An 18,395-nucleotide genomic window follows, 5' to 3' on the forward strand; every position below is an offset into this window, starting at 1 on the left:
ATAACTGAACGCATTAAACCAACTAAATAAATATCTTGTAGTGGGTTGTCGATTGTTCTTAAAAAAGACAATATCAGTTGCACTTCTGTTTGTTCAAAATAACCTTCTTTACTATTAACATGGAACGGAATATTATGATCCTTAAATGCTTGTTGTATTTTTCGTGCTTGCCCATATGATCTTTCTAAAATAACAATGTCCTTGTAGTTAGGCTTTCGATATTGTTGGGCTTTAATATCAAAGATTTCACGTGTATTCATTATTTTTTCAACTTGTTGTACAATATATTCTGCTTCTTGTTCAGAACCATTTAACTCAGAAGATGCATCTTCTACTAACATATTTAAATTCACATCATATGGATTGTTGTCAAAGGGAGCTCCATAATATAACTGTGCTGCATCATCATAGTTAATCTCTCCTACAAATTCATCCATCATATGTTTAAATAAATAATTAGTTGTCGTTAACACTTCTAATCTTGAACGGAAATTTTGTGATAAATCTATACGTAAGCCATATGATGAACCATCTACAGTAAAACGATTATACTTTTCGATAAACAAACTAGGATCTGCTTGTCTAAATTTATAAATCGACTGTTTGACGTCCCCTACCATGAATAAGTTGCCATCATGTTCCTCACCACGTTTAATACATGACAAAATCTTTTCTTGTACTCTGTTTGTGTCTTGATATTCATCTACTAATATTTCATCAAACTGTTCACGATAAGATTGTGCAATCATTGAAGGTGAACCATCATCATTTGTTAAAATTTTTAAAGCAAAATGTTCATAATCCGAGAAATCTAAAATATTTCGACTGCGCTTTTTTTGATTAAAAAGTTCTATGACATCCTTTGTAATAAGGCTAAGATAAGACACTCTAGGCGCTAAACGTTGCATATCTTCTTTTAGATTTTCTGAAGACCTTGAAAAATAATCATTCTTAACTTTTGACACTAATTTTTTATAATTATCATAATATGCTTTACCATCATCATAAGCATCTATCATCATTTCGTTCGCTTCTTTAATTTTTTTATCTTTTCGAGGAAATGTTTTTTCAAATTCGTGTTGTACGATTGCTTCATGATTGATATGGCCATTTTCCATAGCTTTGTTTAAAAATTGTTGTTCTTTTTCAATAACTGCAATTTGTTTATCGACTTGTTCCAGCATCATAAATAAATCATAACTTTTATTTAATGACTCTAAGGCAGACTCCATAAATATCATGGCCAACTCATTAAGTAATTTTAATAACGCTTCCTGCTCCACTTCATCTTTATATGGTGTTGCAAGACCGCTTAACCAATTCAAAGGATTGGGGTTAGCAACACTAAAGAAATACATTTTTTTTACAATGTCTCTGAGTTGTTCATCATTCCTATCTGAGGACAACTGTTCAGTTAAATCAACAAAATGAGGGTCTAAGATGTCATAATGTTGTTCTAAAACCTCATCTATGGTTTGTTCTAGTAATAAAATATTTTCCGCTTCACCACTTGTTTTAAAGTTTGGATCAATATCCAATACATCGTAATGTTGCTGAATTAACTTTAAACAAAAACTGTGTAGTGTAGAAATTTGAGCTTGGTGAATTTTGATGCGCTGATTCTTTAAATGCGTATTATCAGGTGATTCAATAAATGCTTCTTGTATTCGTTGATCTACACGTTGCTTCATCTCTCTTGCACTTGCATTAGTAAACGTTACGACTAATAAACGATCTACATCGACCTTATCTCTAAGAATGCGTTGAATGATGCGTTCTACTAAAACCGCTGTTTTACCAGAACCTGCAGCTGCTGCTACAAGTATGTCTTGATCCTTTGCAAAGATACTTTTCCACTGATTATCGGTCCATCTTGTGCCAGCTGGTTTTACAGGAATCTCACTGATCATTCTTCTTCCTCACTTTCTAACTCCATATTTTGTACTGCTTCAATTGGGTTGATTGTTTCGTCTACGGTTCTATAGCGTTTACTGTCAATCATGCCATCAACATGACAGACTGGTTTATAGTTACAGAAATCACATGGCAGTGTTTGATTATATTTCATTGGCGCTACTTCTGTGTGACCATCCATAATATTAGATGCTGTTTCTATAAAATTTTGCTTATTATGTTGAATTAATTTATAAATCGTCTTTTCGTCCGCGACCTTACTATTAGATTTAATGCCTCCATCTTTTTTTAAACCTAAAGGTACAATATCTGAATTATAGCTAGGTTCTATTCGAGTATCAAAAGCATCCAATACTGTTTCGTCACTATTTAATAAGCCACTTAATTTAAAGGATTGAATAAATTCTAAATCCCTTTTCGTTTCATTTAATTCATTCCACGCAAGTTTAATACGTGGTTCATGGACATGAAAGTACAATAACCCACCCGGCTTAGTCATATTGGTTAGGCCGAGCCTTGCTTTATTTTGTAATACAATATCCATATAAGTCATCATTTGCATTTGCATGCCATAATATACTTTTGTTAAATCTAAGGTCCCACTATATTTTGATGATTTGTAATCAATAATATTCACAAAACTTTCATTTCCGTGGTTATACGTATCTATCCTGTCAATTTGTCCTCGAATGTTGATAGGAACCCCTTGTTTAGTTTGTAAAGGCTGCGCATACAGTTCTTGATTGTCCCTAGGTTTTTTTCTGAAACTGGCTTCAAAGCGTTGCGGTGTGAATTTACTATAACTACCTTGATATTTTAACGCCGTTAAAGTTGTTTCTACTATTGAACCAATGCGCTGTGACAAATAGCGATAATAAGCTGTTGAATTTAATAGATTAAATTGTATCTCTGGTAGGATTTCAGATAACGCGTCACTCGTCAATTTGTGAATTTGCTTGATGTTTAAATTCTTAAAGTCGCCATTAATTTTTTCAGAGATAAATTTTAATACTTGATGGAATATATCACCTAAATCAAAGTTTTCTAGTTTATATTTTGTTCGTTCATTAAGTCGTAAACCATGTGAAACAAAATGCTTAAATGGACATGATTGATACCCTTCAAAACGTGATACACTAGCATTTATAGTCGTACCATATAAATCTTTTGATAAAGATTCACTTAATTGTACAGTTTTATTATCGTAAGTGAGTGCTGATAACAAATAAGTAAGCCCTTCATTTAACTGCTCATCATCCCTCATAACTTGGTATGTATCTAACCACGTATCTGCGACGATTTCTTCATCAAGCCAAGCTTTAAGTGATTCAAATAATGCAATTTTTGTTTGATGTGGATGTTCCATTAACGTTAGCGGATTTGCTTGATGTTGACGATGGATGTTTTGTACTTCAAGATCTGTAAACAATTGCTGAATTTGACCTAAAAATGGGCTCGCTTCTTTTTCATCCCCATTTGATCCCATTAAGGAATATGAAAATGTCACCTCTGAACGCCCTCGTGTCATAGCAATATAGCAAACAAATGCTTCATCCATTTGTAATATATCTGATGTTGGACTTAATTCGATATCAGCTTGTTCTTCAAAATATTTTTTCTCCTCATCTGTTATTAAGCCTGAAGCATTCACAGTCTGTGGTAAAACGCCATCATTGACCCCAACTAAATACACATGTTCTTTATTATCAACTTTTGCTAGATCCATTGTACCAATGCTAACTTGATCAAGTGTTTGGGGAATCATTACAAATTCCAATTGATCCAAACCAATATCTAATAACTCTAAAAATCTACTTTTTGTTAAATTTTGAGTTCCAAAAACCGTAACTAAATCATCTAATGTTTGAATAAATCCATGCCATATTTGATCAATTTCTTCTGATTTACGGTGTTCGCCTTCAGCGTCTAACGTATCACGTTCTGTCATTAACTGACTGGGCAAATCGAACGATTCAATAGCTTCGTAAAACGCTGTTGCAAAATCAACAGCTGTGGTTGCATCAGCCATTTGATTTTCAAAGCGCATAATTTTATCTATCACATCTGTTTTTAACTGAATAACCCTTTCAAATGTTTCACGTTCTTCTTCTGTTAATGGTTGTCGTTTTAAACCCATTTTCCTAAATTGTTCAACTTGGAAATATTTATCATCTATCCAACGTTTTCCATAAATACCACGTTCTAATACAAAATTTTCTAAAATATCAATTAAGTACTGGCTGTCTTTAAATTTTTTAGTTAAAATATTCGTCTTAAACAAACGCATTAGAGGCTCAAAGTTCCAATTTGTCTGAAGCACTTCAATTAACGAGCGAAACATTTCCATTATAGGATGATGAGTCATAGAAGCCTTGACGTCAATGTTATAAGGTATATCGTATTGTGGTAATATCGATTCCATTAAGTAGGCATATGATTCATCTCTATATAAAATAGCAATATCTTGAAAACGTCTACCTAATTCACGGTTTTCTTTTAAAATCCTTCTAGCAACTTCATTTATTTCTTCTCGCATCACTGATGATTCTAGGATAGAGATATGACCTGTTGATGCAATAGGTTCAAATTGCAATGCATTAAAATTTTTCTCTAAATGCGATAAGTCATTATGAATAAATCTTTGTTGTTGATAAAATGGTTTAACATTTAAATGGATATTCAAATCATTTGCGATGGCCTGCATTTGTGTTAATGATTCTGACGACTTTCTAAATAAACTAAAAACATCTTTATCTCCATCTGTAGTTAAAGCAACCGTAACTTGCTTGGTATGCTGAACTAATGAACGAATGATTTGATATTCAATTGTAGAAAAGTTATGAAATCCATCAATGTAAATCTCAGCACGTTGCAACCAATCGGATTGGTTCATCACCTCAATAAATCGTTGCAAACTATCCTCAGTAGAAACATACTCGCCACGAATCCTATCTTCTAAATGTTTATATATTAACGCGATGTCTTCTAATTTGTGTTTAGTCCTCGTTTGTAAGTGGTTGGTTGCTATATAATCTTCAATATGTTGTGGAGAAACTGCATATTTTTTAAAATCTTGAATTTGCTCATATAATTTTTCACTAAAGCCATAGTATTTTACTTGAGAATGATATAATTTCAATTCTGACTGATGTTGTTGAATAATGTCATAAATCATCATTTCAGTACCAACTTTGGATAACTGTTGTTCTGTTAATCCACCAACTTCTTGAAAAACACGGTGACTTAAACGTTCAAAATGGAGCACTTCAGTTCTCAAACTGCCATATAATGATGGATCTTTTACAAAAGCTTGCTCTAACTGAAACGTGTTTTGTGTAGGTGCGATTAAGATAATAGGATCACCTAATGGATTTTGTTTCATTTTAGTTTTTATTTCTTCTATTACACTGTGCGATTTACCAGTGCCAGCTCTCCCAATATAAGCATTAAATTCCATTGCGTTCAACAACTCCTTTGATTCATATTTTAACATATTAGGCATTACACTTTGTTTAATAGTCTATGTGATTTACCTACATTTAAGTTCATAAATGAATGATATACTGTGTATGTTTAATATTGGAAAGGTGTCATTCAAAAGGTTCACAAAGCACAAATTGAACAACATTAATATATAGAAAAACCTGAGACATTTTTATGTCTCAGGAAGTATACACATATGCTATCTATTCATAACTGACATCTGGGTTAAATCCAAATGTCATTTTATTTAATGGCCAATATCTAAATGAAACTTTACCTACTACCTTATCTTCATCAATCAAACCAAATGAGCGGCTATCCTTACTCACTTCTCGATTATCGCCTAATACTAACAATTTCCCTTTTGGAATTTTGTTTTTTCCATCAACCTGATTGATTTCTTTTGTTTTATAAGTACCTGTAATATATTCACCTAGTTTGTGTTTTTCATTGTAATCTAAATAAGGTTCATCAACTTTTTTACCATTAACATATAATTGATCTTTTTTATATTCGATGTTATCTCCAGACGTACCAATAATACGTTTTACATAATCTTGTTCCTTATTAGCGTGGAATACAATGACATTTCCCTTTTCTAAATGACCTAGTTTTTGACCAATCATATTTACAACTACGCGTTCACCATCTTTTAAGGTTGGGTCCATAGAATCCCCTTTGACTGTGTATGATTTTGCAACAAAATTTGTAATCAATAGGACTAACGCTACTGCGACAGCAATTGACACAATCCATTCTAGTATTTCTTTTTTCACTTTTTACACCTCGTCTATTTATTTAAAGTTTACTGTGAAGTTGCTTAAAGGGTAATACCTTAAACTTACATCACCAATAATGTCCTCTTGTCGAACAAAACCCTCTGTTCTTGAATCGTTTTTTAGTTCCCGATTATCATTCAGTACAAAATATTCGCCTGGTGGAATTATATCTCCTTCAGAGCCTTTAATATTTCTGAGAGATAAATCTTTCATACTTGACTCAGTATACATTTCATCTACTTGTCTGTCATCTCTATACAACTGATTATTTTTAAAGGTTATAGATTGGCCAGGCTTCCCGATAATTCTACCAATATGTACATCGTCACCTTTATGGTACATGATGATATCGTTAAGCTTTAACATATTAAAAGTCGTCTTGATTTTATTAATAATCACACGATCATTTTGTTTCAACGTTGGCGTCATACTTTTATCTTGTATGACTGCTCCTGTAATAATAAAAGTCTGAATCAATATTACAATAATAATCGCAAATATTATAGAAATCAAATGTTTTACTACCTTACTCAAATTGTCACTCCTCTGGAGAATGCATAAAATATCGTTCAAGTTTTCTACCTATAAACCAAACGACAATAATAACAATAATGATGATGACCAACCTTAAAGGCTGTGTAAATAGCGTCGTAATATCATTGCCTAACCATCCAATCAAACCAATCATTATCAATTTCGAACTGAACAATACTACCAGATAAACGTGTGCTCTGATATGCGACAAGCTTACGACCAAGTTTACTAATGCAATTGGGGTAAAGGGGAAACATAATAGAATGAAAATAGGAATAACGCCTTTTCTATCTATAAAATGTATTAACCTTTGAACCGAGGTGCGTCGCTGTAATTTTTTCATATAACGTGTATGGTTCAATTTGCGAAATCCTAAAAATACAAGATAACTTCCTAAAACAGTACCCAACCATGCTAATAATGTACCCATCAAAAATCCAAATGCATTCACATTCACAATCACAAATACAATAATAGGTAGTACTGGGATAAATGCTTCAATAAAAGGCAATAAAAATCCTACGATATAACCTAAACTACCAAATAAATCAAACCAATACTGCACTTGTTCTTGAGTCATTTCATCAATCCCTACCAATGTTAGTCAACGATTATTATAAGTGTATTATAGCGATTTTAAAACAATTATGTATACTTTTGTGTAAATATCAGTCTCAAGTACCAAAACAGTAAATGACATTACACACAAATGATAAGTTTTTTTATAAAATAGCACATAAAAAAATTTCCGCATTTTCAATGCGGAAATCATTTTCTCAGTCACTTATTAATCTAATGCACAGATAACATTATAGACGTTTTTCTAATGCTTCTTTTTTATCTTCAAAACCTGGTTTACCTAATAATGCAAACATATTTTGTTTATATGCTTCTACACCAGGTTGGTTAAACGGATTTACACCAAGTTGATAGCCACTCATTGCGCAAGCCATTTCAAAGAAATAAACGAGATAACCAAATGTTTCTTCATCTAATTGTGGAACATTGATCACTACATTTGGCACGCCACCATCAGTATGTGCTAATAAAGTACCTTCAAAGGCTTTAGTGTTCACTTCATCAATTGTTTTACCTGCTAAATAGTTTAAACCATCTAAATTGTCACTATCTTCTTCAATTGTAATATTATGCTTTGGGGTATTTACTTTGACAACAGTTTCAAATAAGAAACGACGACCTTCTTGTACATATTGTCCAAGTGAATGTAAATCAGTTGTATAATTTGCACTGGATGGATAGATGCCTTTGTAATCTTTACCTTCTGATTCACCAAATAATTGTTTCCACCACTCGTTAAAATATTGCATTGAAGGTTCATAATTGATTAACATTTCAGTGTCATAACCTTTAGCATATAAAATGTTACGGATACTAGCATATTGATATGCAATATTATCTTCTAAGTTTTCAGAAGAGAGCTCTTGTCGCGCTTTTGCAGCCCCGCCCATCATTGCTTCAATATCAATACCTGCGACAGCGATTGGTAATAAACCTACTGCAGTTAAAACTGAGTAACGTCCACCAATATCATCCGGCACTACAAATGTTTCATAGCCTTCATTTGTTGCTAATTGTTTTAATGCACCTTTTTCTTTATCAGTAGTAGCAAAAATACGTTGTTTTGCTTCTTCTTTACCATATTTATTTTCTAAGATTTGTTTAAATAGTCTAAATGAAACTGCTGGTTCTGTTGTAGTACCAGATTTAGAAATAACATTTACTGAAAAATCTTTACCATCTAAATAACTAATTAACTCTTGTGTATATGTCGAAGATAAATGATTACCTACAAAGACAATTTCAGGATATTCATTACTATTTCTAAATGCCGGTGTCAACATTTCAATTGCAGCACGTGCACCTAAATATGAACCACCAATACCAATTACAACAAATACATCTGAATTATTTTTGACACGTTTAGAAGCTTCTAATATACGTGAAAATTCTTCTTTATCATAATTAACAGGTAAATCAATCCAACCTAAGAAATCACTACCAGCACCTGTTCCTTCATGAATTGTATGATGAATTGATTTAACAATATCTTTTTGTTGTTTTAATTCATGTTCGCCGAAAAATTCTAAAGTTTTACCATAATCTAATTGAATATGAGTCATCTAAATTGCCTCCAGTGTTTTTGATTTCATACATATTTTACTAAGTTTATTTTGACTATTCAAACAACTAGCCTACAAAACAAAATTTTTTATAATTATTTTAGCTTATTCATTTCTTATACAACAGACAGAACATCCAATTATATATTCACTTATATATACATCTTCATAAAACGCATATAACTCCAAAACACCTATAATTCAATATACAAACAGACAGTTAAATTGTAAGAAATTTCTACAATTTGCATATTTATGTATAAAAATGGTTTAATTTTCATTACTCTTCTGCTATACTTACTAATATCAAATTTATAAACAACATATTAAAAAATTCAATTGAGGTGTAATGGTATGAAGGAAAAAATAGTTTTAGCATATTCGGGCGGTTTAGATACAAGTGTTGCAGTGAAATGGTTGATAGATAAAGGCTATGATATCGTAGCTTGTTGTCTGGACGTCGGCGAGGGTAAAGATTTAGATTTAGTGCATCAAAAAGCTTTAGATATGGGCGCAGTTGAATGTCACATTATTGATGCCACAGAAGAATTTAGTGAAGATTTTGTTTCATATGCAATCAAAGGCAATTTAATGTATGAAGGCACATATCCCCTTGTATCTGCATTATCAAGACCTTTAATTTCAAAAAAATTAGTTGAAATTGCTAACAAAACAAATGCAGTAGGTATTGCACATGGTTGTACCGGCAAAGGTAATGACCAAGTTCGTTTTGAAGTGGCCATAAAAGCATTGGATCCAGAGTTAAAAGTATTTGCTCCAGTAAGGGAGTGGGCTTGGAGCCGTGAAGAAGAAATTGACTATGCAATCAAACATAATATTCCAGTACCTATCCAACATGATTCACCATATTCTATTGACCAAAATTTATGGGGAAGAAGTAATGAATGTGGCATTTTAGAAGATCCATATGCAGCACCACCAAAAGATGCATTTGACTTAACGAATGAAATTGAAGATACACCTGACGAAGCAGATGAAGTCGTACTTACATTCGAACAAGGCTTACCTACCGCTTTAAACGGTAAATCCTATAAATTAAGCCAATTAATTTTGGATTTAAACAAATTAGCGGGAAAACATGGTATTGGAAGAATTGATCATGTAGAAAATAGACTCGTCGGTATTAAGTCTAGAGAAGTTTACGAAACACCTGCAGCAGAGGTTATAATCAAAGCGCATAAAGCACTCGAAACGATCACTTTAACTAAAGATGTCGCTCATTTTAAACCTATTATTGAAAAACAATTTTCGGAACAAACGTACAATGGACTTTGGTTTTCTCCACTAACTGATAGTCTAAAAACGTTTGTAGATAGTACACAAAAATTCGTTTCTGGTGACGTACGTCTTAAATTATTTAAAGGTAATGCCGTTGTAAATGGTAGAAAATCGCCGCATACACTATATAATGAAAAATTAGCGACTTATACAAAAGAAGATGCATTTAATCAAGAATCTGCAGTCGGTTTTATTGATATCTTTGGTTTACCTACAAAAGTTAATTCTATGTTACACGGCGGATATTCAGATGAGTAATAAAGCTTGGGGCGGAAGATTTAGTGAGCAACCCGAAGACTGGGTCGATGAATTTAATGCCTCCATTCACTTTGATAAAACGCTCATCCAATATGATGTGCAAGGAAGTATTGCTCACGCTAAAATGCTAGCTAAACAAGATATCATAACCGATGAAGACTGTCAGCAAATAATCAATGGTTTAACAACGATTTTAAATGATTATGAACAAGGTAATTTATCATTCGATGTTTCTTTAGAAGATATTCATCTTAACATTGAGCATGAATTGATTAAACGTATCGGTGATGCAGGTGGTAGGTTGCATACAGGACGTAGCAGAAATGACCAAGTTACTACTGATATGCACTTATATACTAAAGAAGAAGTTACTCAAATTATTGAGCTCGTCAATGAGTTGCAACAAACAATTGTCAATATCGCAGAACAACATGTCAATACAATTATGCCTGGTTATACACATTTGCAAAGAGCTCAACCTATTTCATTTGCACACCATATACTGACTTATTACTGGATGTTAGATAGAGATAAATCGCGTTTTCAAGATAGTTTGAAGCGAATCGATATTTCACCACTTGGTGCTGCTGCTCTAAGTGGGACGACTTATCCAATCGATCGTCATGAAACGCAATCTTTATTGAATTTCGGCTCTGTTTATGAAAATAGTATAGATGCTGTAAGTGATAGAGACTATATAGTAGAAACATTGCACAATATTTCATTAACAATGATACATTTATCACGTTTTGCTGAAGAAATTATCTTTTGGTCATCAGCAGAAGCCAATTTTGTAACTTTATCGGATGCATTCTCAACAGGTTCCTCAATTATGCCTCAAAAGAAAAATCCTGACATGGCAGAGTTAATAAGAGGCAAAGTAGGACGTACGACAGGAAACCTAATGAGCATTTTGATGACGCTCAAAGGTTTACCACTTGCCTATAACAAAGATATGCAAGAAGATAAAGAAGGGCTATTTGATGCGGTGCATACGATTAAGGGCTCCTTACGAATTTTTGCTGGCATGATAGATACAATGACTGTGAATGTCGATCATCTACAACAAACTGTTTACAATGATTTTTCAAACGCTACTGAATTGGCTGATTACCTTGTCAATAAAGGTGTTCCGTTTAGATCAGCACATGAGATTGTAGGAAAAATCGTACTGTGGTCAATTCAACATAATGTCTATTTATTAGATGTGCCGTTGGAAGAATATCAGAAAGCGCATAAACGTATTGATTCAGATATTTATGATTATTTAAAGCCAGAAAATTGCGTTAGTCGTAGAATTAGTTATGGCTCAACTGGACAATCAGCGGTAGAACATCAATTATCAGTTATCAAGCAACATCTAAAAACAAATTAATAAACTTTTAAAAACTGGAAGTTAAACCAATAATTAACTTCCGGTTTTTTTCTTCCATTCATAGTCCAACGTTTTAATCCATTTCACATTTTACTTAGCTCCCTCAACATATGTTTGTATAAATGTATTAACAGTACTCAACTCACCATGTCTTGAATCCTAAAGATAAAGCTATTTATTTATATGTCTCAAATCTATATAGACACTTTTCTATATAGATGTTAGTCTATTTAATGCTTAGGAGGTATCATTATGTCTTATAAAAAACTTTCAGCATTGCTTAAAGTTTTATCAGATTCAAACAGATTAGAAATATTAGATTTACTTTCTTGTGATGAACGATGTGCATGCGATTTGTTGGAGCACTTTCAATTCTCGCAACCCACGCTAAGCCATCACATGAAAACATTAGTGGATTATGAGTTAGTGCATACACGTAAAAATGGAAATAAGCGTTTGTACCAGCTTAATCATGTTATTTTAGATGAAATCAATCAAAGTCTCAATATGATTCACACATCGAACCAACATTGCGCATGTCATAATATGAAATCAGGTGAATGTTAATCAATGACCATTTTAGCTATATTAATTTTTCTTTTAACATTAATTTTTGTCATATGGCAACCTAAGGGATTAGATATTGGTATTACTGCTTTAGCTGGGGCTATCGTAGCTATAATTACAGGTGTAGTTAGCTTTTCCGATATATTAGAAGTAACAGGCATCGTTTGGAATGCCACGTTAACTTTTGTTGCTGTTATTCTTATTTCATTAATATTAGATGAAATTGGTTTTTTTGAATGGTCTGCACTACATATGGTTAAAGCATCGAATGGTAACGGGTTAAAAATGTTTGTTTTCATCATGCTATTAGGGGCAGTTGTAGCAGCATTTTTCGCAAATGATGGTGCTGCTTTAATCTTAACGCCTATCGTATTAGCCATGGTGAGAAATTTAGGATTTAATAAAAAAGTCATCTTCCCTTTTATTATTGCTAGTGGATTTATCGCTGATGCGACATCATTGCCCCTCATTGTAAGTAACTTAGTAAATATCGTTTCTGCAGATTATTTCGATATAGGATTCATTGCGTATTTTAGTCGTATGATAATCCCTAATGTATTTTCTTTACTAGCTAGTATTCTCGTATTGTGGCTTTATTTTAGAAAATCTATACCACATACATTTGATACTGAAAACATTTCATTACCTAAAGATGCAATTAAAGATCCTAAATTATTTAAGATTTCATGGATTGTATTAGCCGTACTGCTCGTAGGCTATCTTGTAAGTGAATTTATCCAAATACCTGTATCTATCATTGCAGGTATGATTGCTTTTGTCTTTGTATGCTTAGCTCGTAAATCTAATGCAGTTCATACTAAGCAAGTAATTAAAGGTGCTCCATGGAATATAGTGTTATTTTCCATTGGTATGTACCTCGTCGTATTTGGGTTAAAAAACGTGGGTATTACCACAATTTTAGCCGATGTATTATCCAGTATTTCAAGTTATGGACTATTCAGTAGTGTTATGGGAATGGGCTTTATATCGGCCTTTTTATCATCAATCATGAATAATATGCCTACCGTTTTAATAGATGCAATTGCTATTGGCCAATCCAATGTCGTTGGCACTTTGAAAGAAGGTATGGTTTATGCGAATGTCATTGGCTCTGACTTGGGCCCTAAAATCACGCCTATTGGTTCTTTAGCTACATTATTGTGGCTTCATGTTTTAACACAAAAAGGTGTAAAAATTGCTTGGGGTACCTATTTCAAAACAGGCATCGTCATTACCATTCCAGTACTATTTGTTACCTTGTTAGGTTTATATTTCACGCTCGTTATTTTTTAAGAAATGAGGTCTTAATTATGAAGAAGAAAATAATTTATTTTATATGTACTGGTAACTCTTGTCGTAGCCAAATGGCTGAGGGTTGGGGAAAACATATATTAGGTGAAACATGGCATGTCTATTCTGCTGGTATTGAGACACATGGTGTTAACCCTAAAGCGATAGATGCTATGAATGAAGTAGGTATTGATATATCAAATCATACGTCAGACTTGATTGATAATGATATTTTAAAGCAAGCAAATTTAATCGTAACATTATGTAGCGATGCAGATAAAAATTGTCCAATTTTACCACCGAATGTAAAAAAAGAACATTGGGGTTTTGATGATCCAGCTGGAAAAACTTGGACAGAATTTCAACGTGTTAGAGACGAAATTAAATTAGCAATTGAAAATTTTAAAACCAAATAAATGTATTAAGTCACTGTCACAGCAGCTTTGACTACGCCAAAGCGTCCGTTTCAAATGAAATTGACGCTTTTTGTTGGTTTGAACTTATATATAGACATATGAAGTTAACGTGATTAAACTAATACATTCTATATATGCTAGAAAAAATTTTAATTAGTTTAATATATTGTTATAACAATATTAACTTTTTAAATCTTAAATTTTAATCGTGTAAATGTCATTCTCAAACAAACGTTTATTTTGTAGGGTTGATATGTAAATACATATCGAGGAGTGACCCATTCTTGCAAAATTTTAAAAAAGCATTATCAACGAGTCTAGCAACGTTATCTCTAGCTTTGATTGGAACGACATCTATAGCAACTGCAAGTGAAAATAACCACAATATTAATACACAATCATCTGCCACACCCTCAAATCAACAAGGTAACAACTCACACAACCCAAACAGAGCTCAAAATCTAACAGGTGAAAAATATGCAACGATTGCTCATAGAGGTGCCAGTGGTTATGCACCAGAACATACTTTTTATTCATATGATAAAAGTCACAATGCAATGGGAGCATCATATATCGAAATCGATCTTCAGATGACTAAAGATGGTCATCTAGTTGCCATGCATGATGAAACAGTTGATAGAACTACAAACGGTACAGGTAGAGTTGATTCATATACACTAAAAGAATTAAAGCAATTAGATGCTGGTAGTAAATTTAATGCCACAAACCCTCAGTATGCTAATTCAAATTATGTAGGTGCTGAAATTCCTACATTAGATGAAATTTTAGAACGATATGGTCCGAATGCAAATTATTATATTGAAACTAAATCACCAGATGTGTATCCAGGGATGGAAGAAGCAGTATTAAAAACACTAAACAATCACAAAATGCTTAATGAGCAATCATTAAATCAAGGGCATGTCTTATTACAATCATTTTCACCTGAAAGCTTAAGTAAATTACATCGTTTAAATAGCAATGTCCCATTGATAAGGTTATTAGATAAAGGTGAATTACCCGCGTTAACCCAACAAGATTTTAATCAAATTCGTCAATACGCAATTGGTGTCGGCCCTGAATATACAGACTTAACTAAGCAAAATGTTAAAAATCTTAAAAGAGCTGGTCTGCTCGTACATCCTTTCACCGTTAATAATGAAGCCGATATGCACCGCTTAAATCGATATGGTGTTGACGGCGTTTTTACAAATTATCCTGATTTATATAAACAAGTCGTTCTAGATAATGAACAAAAAAACAAATAACAAAAAAGAAGAAGTTCTTGCGTTCAAGAACTTCTTCTTTTTCTAAAAGTTAAATATTTAATTAAGCCCAACCACGATAACGTGCAGCTTCAGCAGTACGTTTAATACCTACAATATAAGCTGCTAAGCGCATATCAATTTTTCTATTTTGGGATAACTCATAAATTGTATCGAAAGCTGTGATAAGTTTTTCACGTAATTTTGTATTTACTTCTTCTTCTGTCCAATAATAACCTTGATTATTTTGTACCCATTCGAAGTAAGAAACTGTTACGCCACCTGCACTTGCTAATACATCAGGTACGAGCAATTTACCACGTTCAGTTAAAATACGTGTACCAGCTGGTGTTGTTGGGCCATTAGCCGCTTCAACCACAATATCAGCTTTAATTTCATTTGCATTGTCTTCTGTGATTTGATTAGCAATCGCTGCAGGTACAAGAATATCACAATCAAGTTCAAACAATTCTTTATTAGAAATTGTTTCTTCAAATAAATTTGTTACAGTACCAAAGCTATCTCTTCTATCTAAAAGATAATCAATGTCAAGACCGTCTGGGTCATGTAAAGCACCGTAAGCATCTGAAATACCCACAATTTTTGCTCCCATATCATAAAGGAATTTAGATAAGAAACTACCTGCGTTACCAAATCCTTGAATAACGATACGTGCACCTTTCAAATCTAGACCTCTTCTTTTAGCAGCTTGTTCTATGGCAATAACTACTCCCAGTGCAGTAGAACGGTCTCTACCTTGTGATCCACCTAATACAATCGGTTTACCAGTAATAAACCCTGGTGAATTAAATTTATCTAATGAACTATACTCGTCCATCATCCAAGCCATGATTTGTGAGTTAGTAAATACGTCTGGTGCTGGGATATCTTTTGTAGGTCCAACAAATTGAGATATCGCACGTACATAACCACGAGATAAACGTTCAACTTCATGTATACTCATTTGTCTAGGATCACAGATGATACCACCTTTACCGCCGCCATATGGCAAGTCGACGATACCACATTTTAATGTCATCCACATAGATAATGCTTTAACTTCTTCGACATCAACGTCTGGATGGAAACGCACCCCACCTTTTGTTGGTCCAACTGCATCATTATGTTGAGCACGATAACCTTTAAATGTTTGAACCGTACCATCATCCATACGTACAGGAATGCGGACTTCAAGGAATCTTAATGGTTCCTTTACTAAATCATACATCCCATCATCAAATCCCAATTTATGCAATGCTTCTTTAATAATTTGTTGCGTAGAAGTAACTAAATTATTATTCTCAGTCATGATTCATTTCGCCTCTTTTTCGTTACTAATGATTTCGCTTTCACGATAATTGTAACATAAGATTTTGCTTTTTAAAGGGTTTTCAAAACTTAAGTTACAGAACATTTTTATTTAAAAACATTTCTTACTTTATCCAATGCAAAGTCCAATTCTTCTTTGGAAATAATAAGAGGTGGTGCAAATCTAATTACTGTATCATGTGTTTCTTTACATAATAATCCTTCTTCTTTTAACTTTTCACAGTAAGGTCTAGCATTTTCATTTAGTTCTATACCAATAAATAATCCACGACCACGCACTTCTTTAATCGCTGGGTGATTTATTTTTTCTAATTCTGATTTAAAGTACTCACCTAGCTCTAATGAACGCCCTGCTAAATCTTCATCAACTAATACATCCAATGCTGCAATTGATACAGCACACGCTAATGGATTACCACCAAACGTTGACCCGTGAGAACCAGGTGTAAATACGCCCAACACTTCTTCGTCAGCTAATACAACAGAAATTGGGAATACACCTCCACCTAATGCTTTACCTAAAATATAGACATCTGGTTTTACATTATCCCAATCTGTGGCAAATAATTTTCCTGAACGCCCTAGTCCTGCTTGAATTTCATCAGCAATAAATAATACATTATGCTCATCACATAATTCTCTAATTTCTTTTAAATAACCTTCTGGTGGGACATTGATACCTGCTTCTCCTTGAATAGGTTCAATTAAAATAGCAGCAGTATTTTCATTAATTGCTTCTTTAACAGCATCTATGTTACCAAAATCAACTTTACGGAAACCATCTAATAATGGGCCATATCCTCGTTGGTATTCTGGTTCAGATGACAATGATACTGGCGCCATTGTTCGGCCATGGAAGTTACCATTGAACGCAATAATTTCAGCTTTATCAGGTGCAATATCTTTCACATCATAAGCCCAACGACGTGCTGCTTTTAGTGCTGTTTCAACTGCTTCAGCACCTGTATTCATAGGTAAGGCTTTATCTTTACCGGCTAACTTGCATATTTTTTCATACCATGCCCCTAAGTTATCACTATGAAACGCACGTGATACTAAAGTCACTTTGTCAGCTTGATCTTTTAAAGCCTGAATGATTTTAGGATGTCTGTGACCTTGGTTTACTGCAGAATAAGCAGACAGCATATCCATATATTTATTTCCTTCAGGATCTTTAACCCATACACCTTCTGCCTCTGAAATTACAATTGGAAGTGGCACATAGTTGTGGGCACCGTAATGATTTGTTAATTCAATGATTTCTTCAGATCTTGACATAATATCTCCCCTTTGCATGAATTATATAATAATTTATTGGCATTACTCATTCATAGCATAACGTATTTATTCACTTACGAAAACTATTTTCCGAAAATACTATAAAATCATCGATTCAGAACTTACATTACAACTTTTAAACGTTAAATTTAGAATATAACCGTTAAAATGTAAGCCTTTACATTAATATAATGACACATTCTCGACTGTTTACACAAGCCAATTTTTATAAATTTAAAAATTCTTCTTGATTTAAATCCAGATTACAAGATTTATGCTAATTCTAGTGTTCTTAATTTAAAATTTTATACAAACAAAAAACGTCAATTTCTATAATTTTTTCAATAGAAATTGACGTTTTTTTGCTAGTAAAATATTTATAACTTGTGCTCACTTTGGCAGTTAGATAGGGTTAATAAAGTTAGTATTTACGCATTCAAAACTTTTATTTATTATCAGTTCTAGGC

At 33.0% G+C, this 18,395-nt stretch carries 14 protein-coding genes; 6 read left to right on the plus strand and 8 right to left on the minus strand.

Translation table 11 applies throughout. From position 1 onward, the window contains the following. From addA to CD150_RS06985, 6 genes are all read right to left on the minus strand, one after another. On the minus strand, nt 1-1,910 hold a 1,910-nt coding region (gene addA, locus CD150_RS13710), incomplete at its 3' end, for a helicase-exonuclease AddAB subunit AddA (RefSeq protein ID WP_240621213.1). After that, nucleotides 1,907-5,371, minus strand: coding sequence for a helicase-exonuclease AddAB subunit AddB (addB, locus tag CD150_RS06965; RefSeq protein ID WP_103161456.1), 3,465 nt, complete (start codon nt 5,369-5,371; stop codon nt 1,907-1,909). The genes addA and addB, both read right to left, overlap by 4 nt. Before the next feature lie 229 nt (nt 5,372-5,600). Further along, complete coding sequence (gene lepB / locus CD150_RS06970) at nt 5,601-6,173, minus strand: signal peptidase I (RefSeq protein WP_064209440.1); 573 nt, start codon at nt 6,171-6,173, stop codon at nt 5,601-5,603. Nucleotides 6,174-6,191: 18 nt separating this feature from the next. Further along, nucleotides 6,192-6,710, minus strand: coding sequence for a signal peptidase I (lepB, locus tag CD150_RS06975; RefSeq protein WP_073342641.1), 519 nt, complete (start codon nt 6,708-6,710; stop codon nt 6,192-6,194). 4 nt (nt 6,711-6,714) lie between these two features. Beyond that, nucleotides 6,715-7,290 carry a TVP38/TMEM64 family protein gene (locus CD150_RS06980; RefSeq protein ID WP_073342645.1) on the minus strand — a complete coding sequence of 192 codons (576 nt, stop codon included), beginning with the start codon at nt 7,288-7,290 and terminating at the stop codon, nt 6,715-6,717. Between the two features lie 229 nt (nt 7,291-7,519). Continuing rightward, nucleotides 7,520-8,851 carry a glucose-6-phosphate isomerase gene (locus tag CD150_RS06985; RefSeq protein WP_073342649.1) on the minus strand — a complete coding sequence of 444 codons (1,332 nt, stop codon included), beginning with the start codon at nt 8,849-8,851 and terminating at the stop codon, nt 7,520-7,522. 354 nt (nt 8,852-9,205) lie between these two features. Between CD150_RS06985 and CD150_RS06990 the strand changes: the two genes are divergently transcribed. From CD150_RS06990 to CD150_RS07015, 6 genes are all read left to right on the plus strand, one after another. Further along, a complete protein-coding gene (locus CD150_RS06990; RefSeq protein WP_073342653.1) occupies nt 9,206-10,408 on the plus strand; it encodes an argininosuccinate synthase in 1,203 nt (400 codons plus the stop codon). Further along, a complete protein-coding gene (argH, locus tag CD150_RS06995) occupies nt 10,401-11,783 on the plus strand; it encodes an argininosuccinate lyase (RefSeq protein ID WP_073342656.1) in 1,383 nt (460 codons plus the stop codon). The genes CD150_RS06990 and argH overlap by 8 nt, the downstream gene beginning before the upstream one ends. Before the next feature lie 252 nt (nt 11,784-12,035). Beyond that, entirely contained in the window at nt 12,036-12,350 is a 315-nt protein-coding gene (locus CD150_RS07000; protein WP_073342660.1) for an ArsR/SmtB family transcription factor, read from the plus strand. Nucleotides 12,351-12,353: 3 nt separating this feature from the next. Next, complete coding sequence (gene arsB / locus CD150_RS07005) at nt 12,354-13,643, plus strand: arsenite efflux transporter membrane subunit ArsB (RefSeq protein WP_073342664.1); 1,290 nt, start codon at nt 12,354-12,356, stop codon at nt 13,641-13,643. A gap of 17 nt (nt 13,644-13,660) precedes the next feature. After that, nucleotides 13,661-14,056, plus strand: a complete 396-nt coding sequence (gene arsC, locus CD150_RS07010; RefSeq protein WP_070039204.1) for an arsenate reductase (thioredoxin) — start codon at nt 13,661-13,663, stop codon at nt 14,054-14,056. 284 nt (nt 14,057-14,340) lie between these two features. Then, nucleotides 14,341-15,324, plus strand: coding sequence for a glycerophosphodiester phosphodiesterase (locus CD150_RS07015; RefSeq protein ID WP_073342667.1), 984 nt, complete (start codon nt 14,341-14,343; stop codon nt 15,322-15,324). 61 nt (nt 15,325-15,385) lie between these two features. On the opposite strand, the gene CD150_RS07020 is transcribed toward CD150_RS07015, so the two are convergent. Together CD150_RS07020 and CD150_RS07025 are read right to left on the minus strand one after the other, a co-directional pair. Beyond that, nucleotides 15,386-16,630: a Glu/Leu/Phe/Val family dehydrogenase gene (locus CD150_RS07020; protein WP_019469653.1), complete on the minus strand. Its 1,245-nt coding sequence runs from the start codon at nt 16,628-16,630 to the stop codon at nt 15,386-15,388. A 107-nt stretch (nt 16,631-16,737) separates the two neighbouring features. Next, entirely contained in the window at nt 16,738-17,928 is a 1,191-nt protein-coding gene (locus CD150_RS07025) for an ornithine--oxo-acid transaminase (protein WP_073342670.1), read from the minus strand. Between the last annotated feature and the right edge of the window lie 467 nt (nt 17,929-18,395).

This window comes from Staphylococcus ureilyticus, assembly GCF_002902235.1.
In the GTDB taxonomy this organism is placed as follows: Bacteria; Bacillota; Bacilli; order Staphylococcales; family Staphylococcaceae; genus Staphylococcus; species Staphylococcus ureilyticus.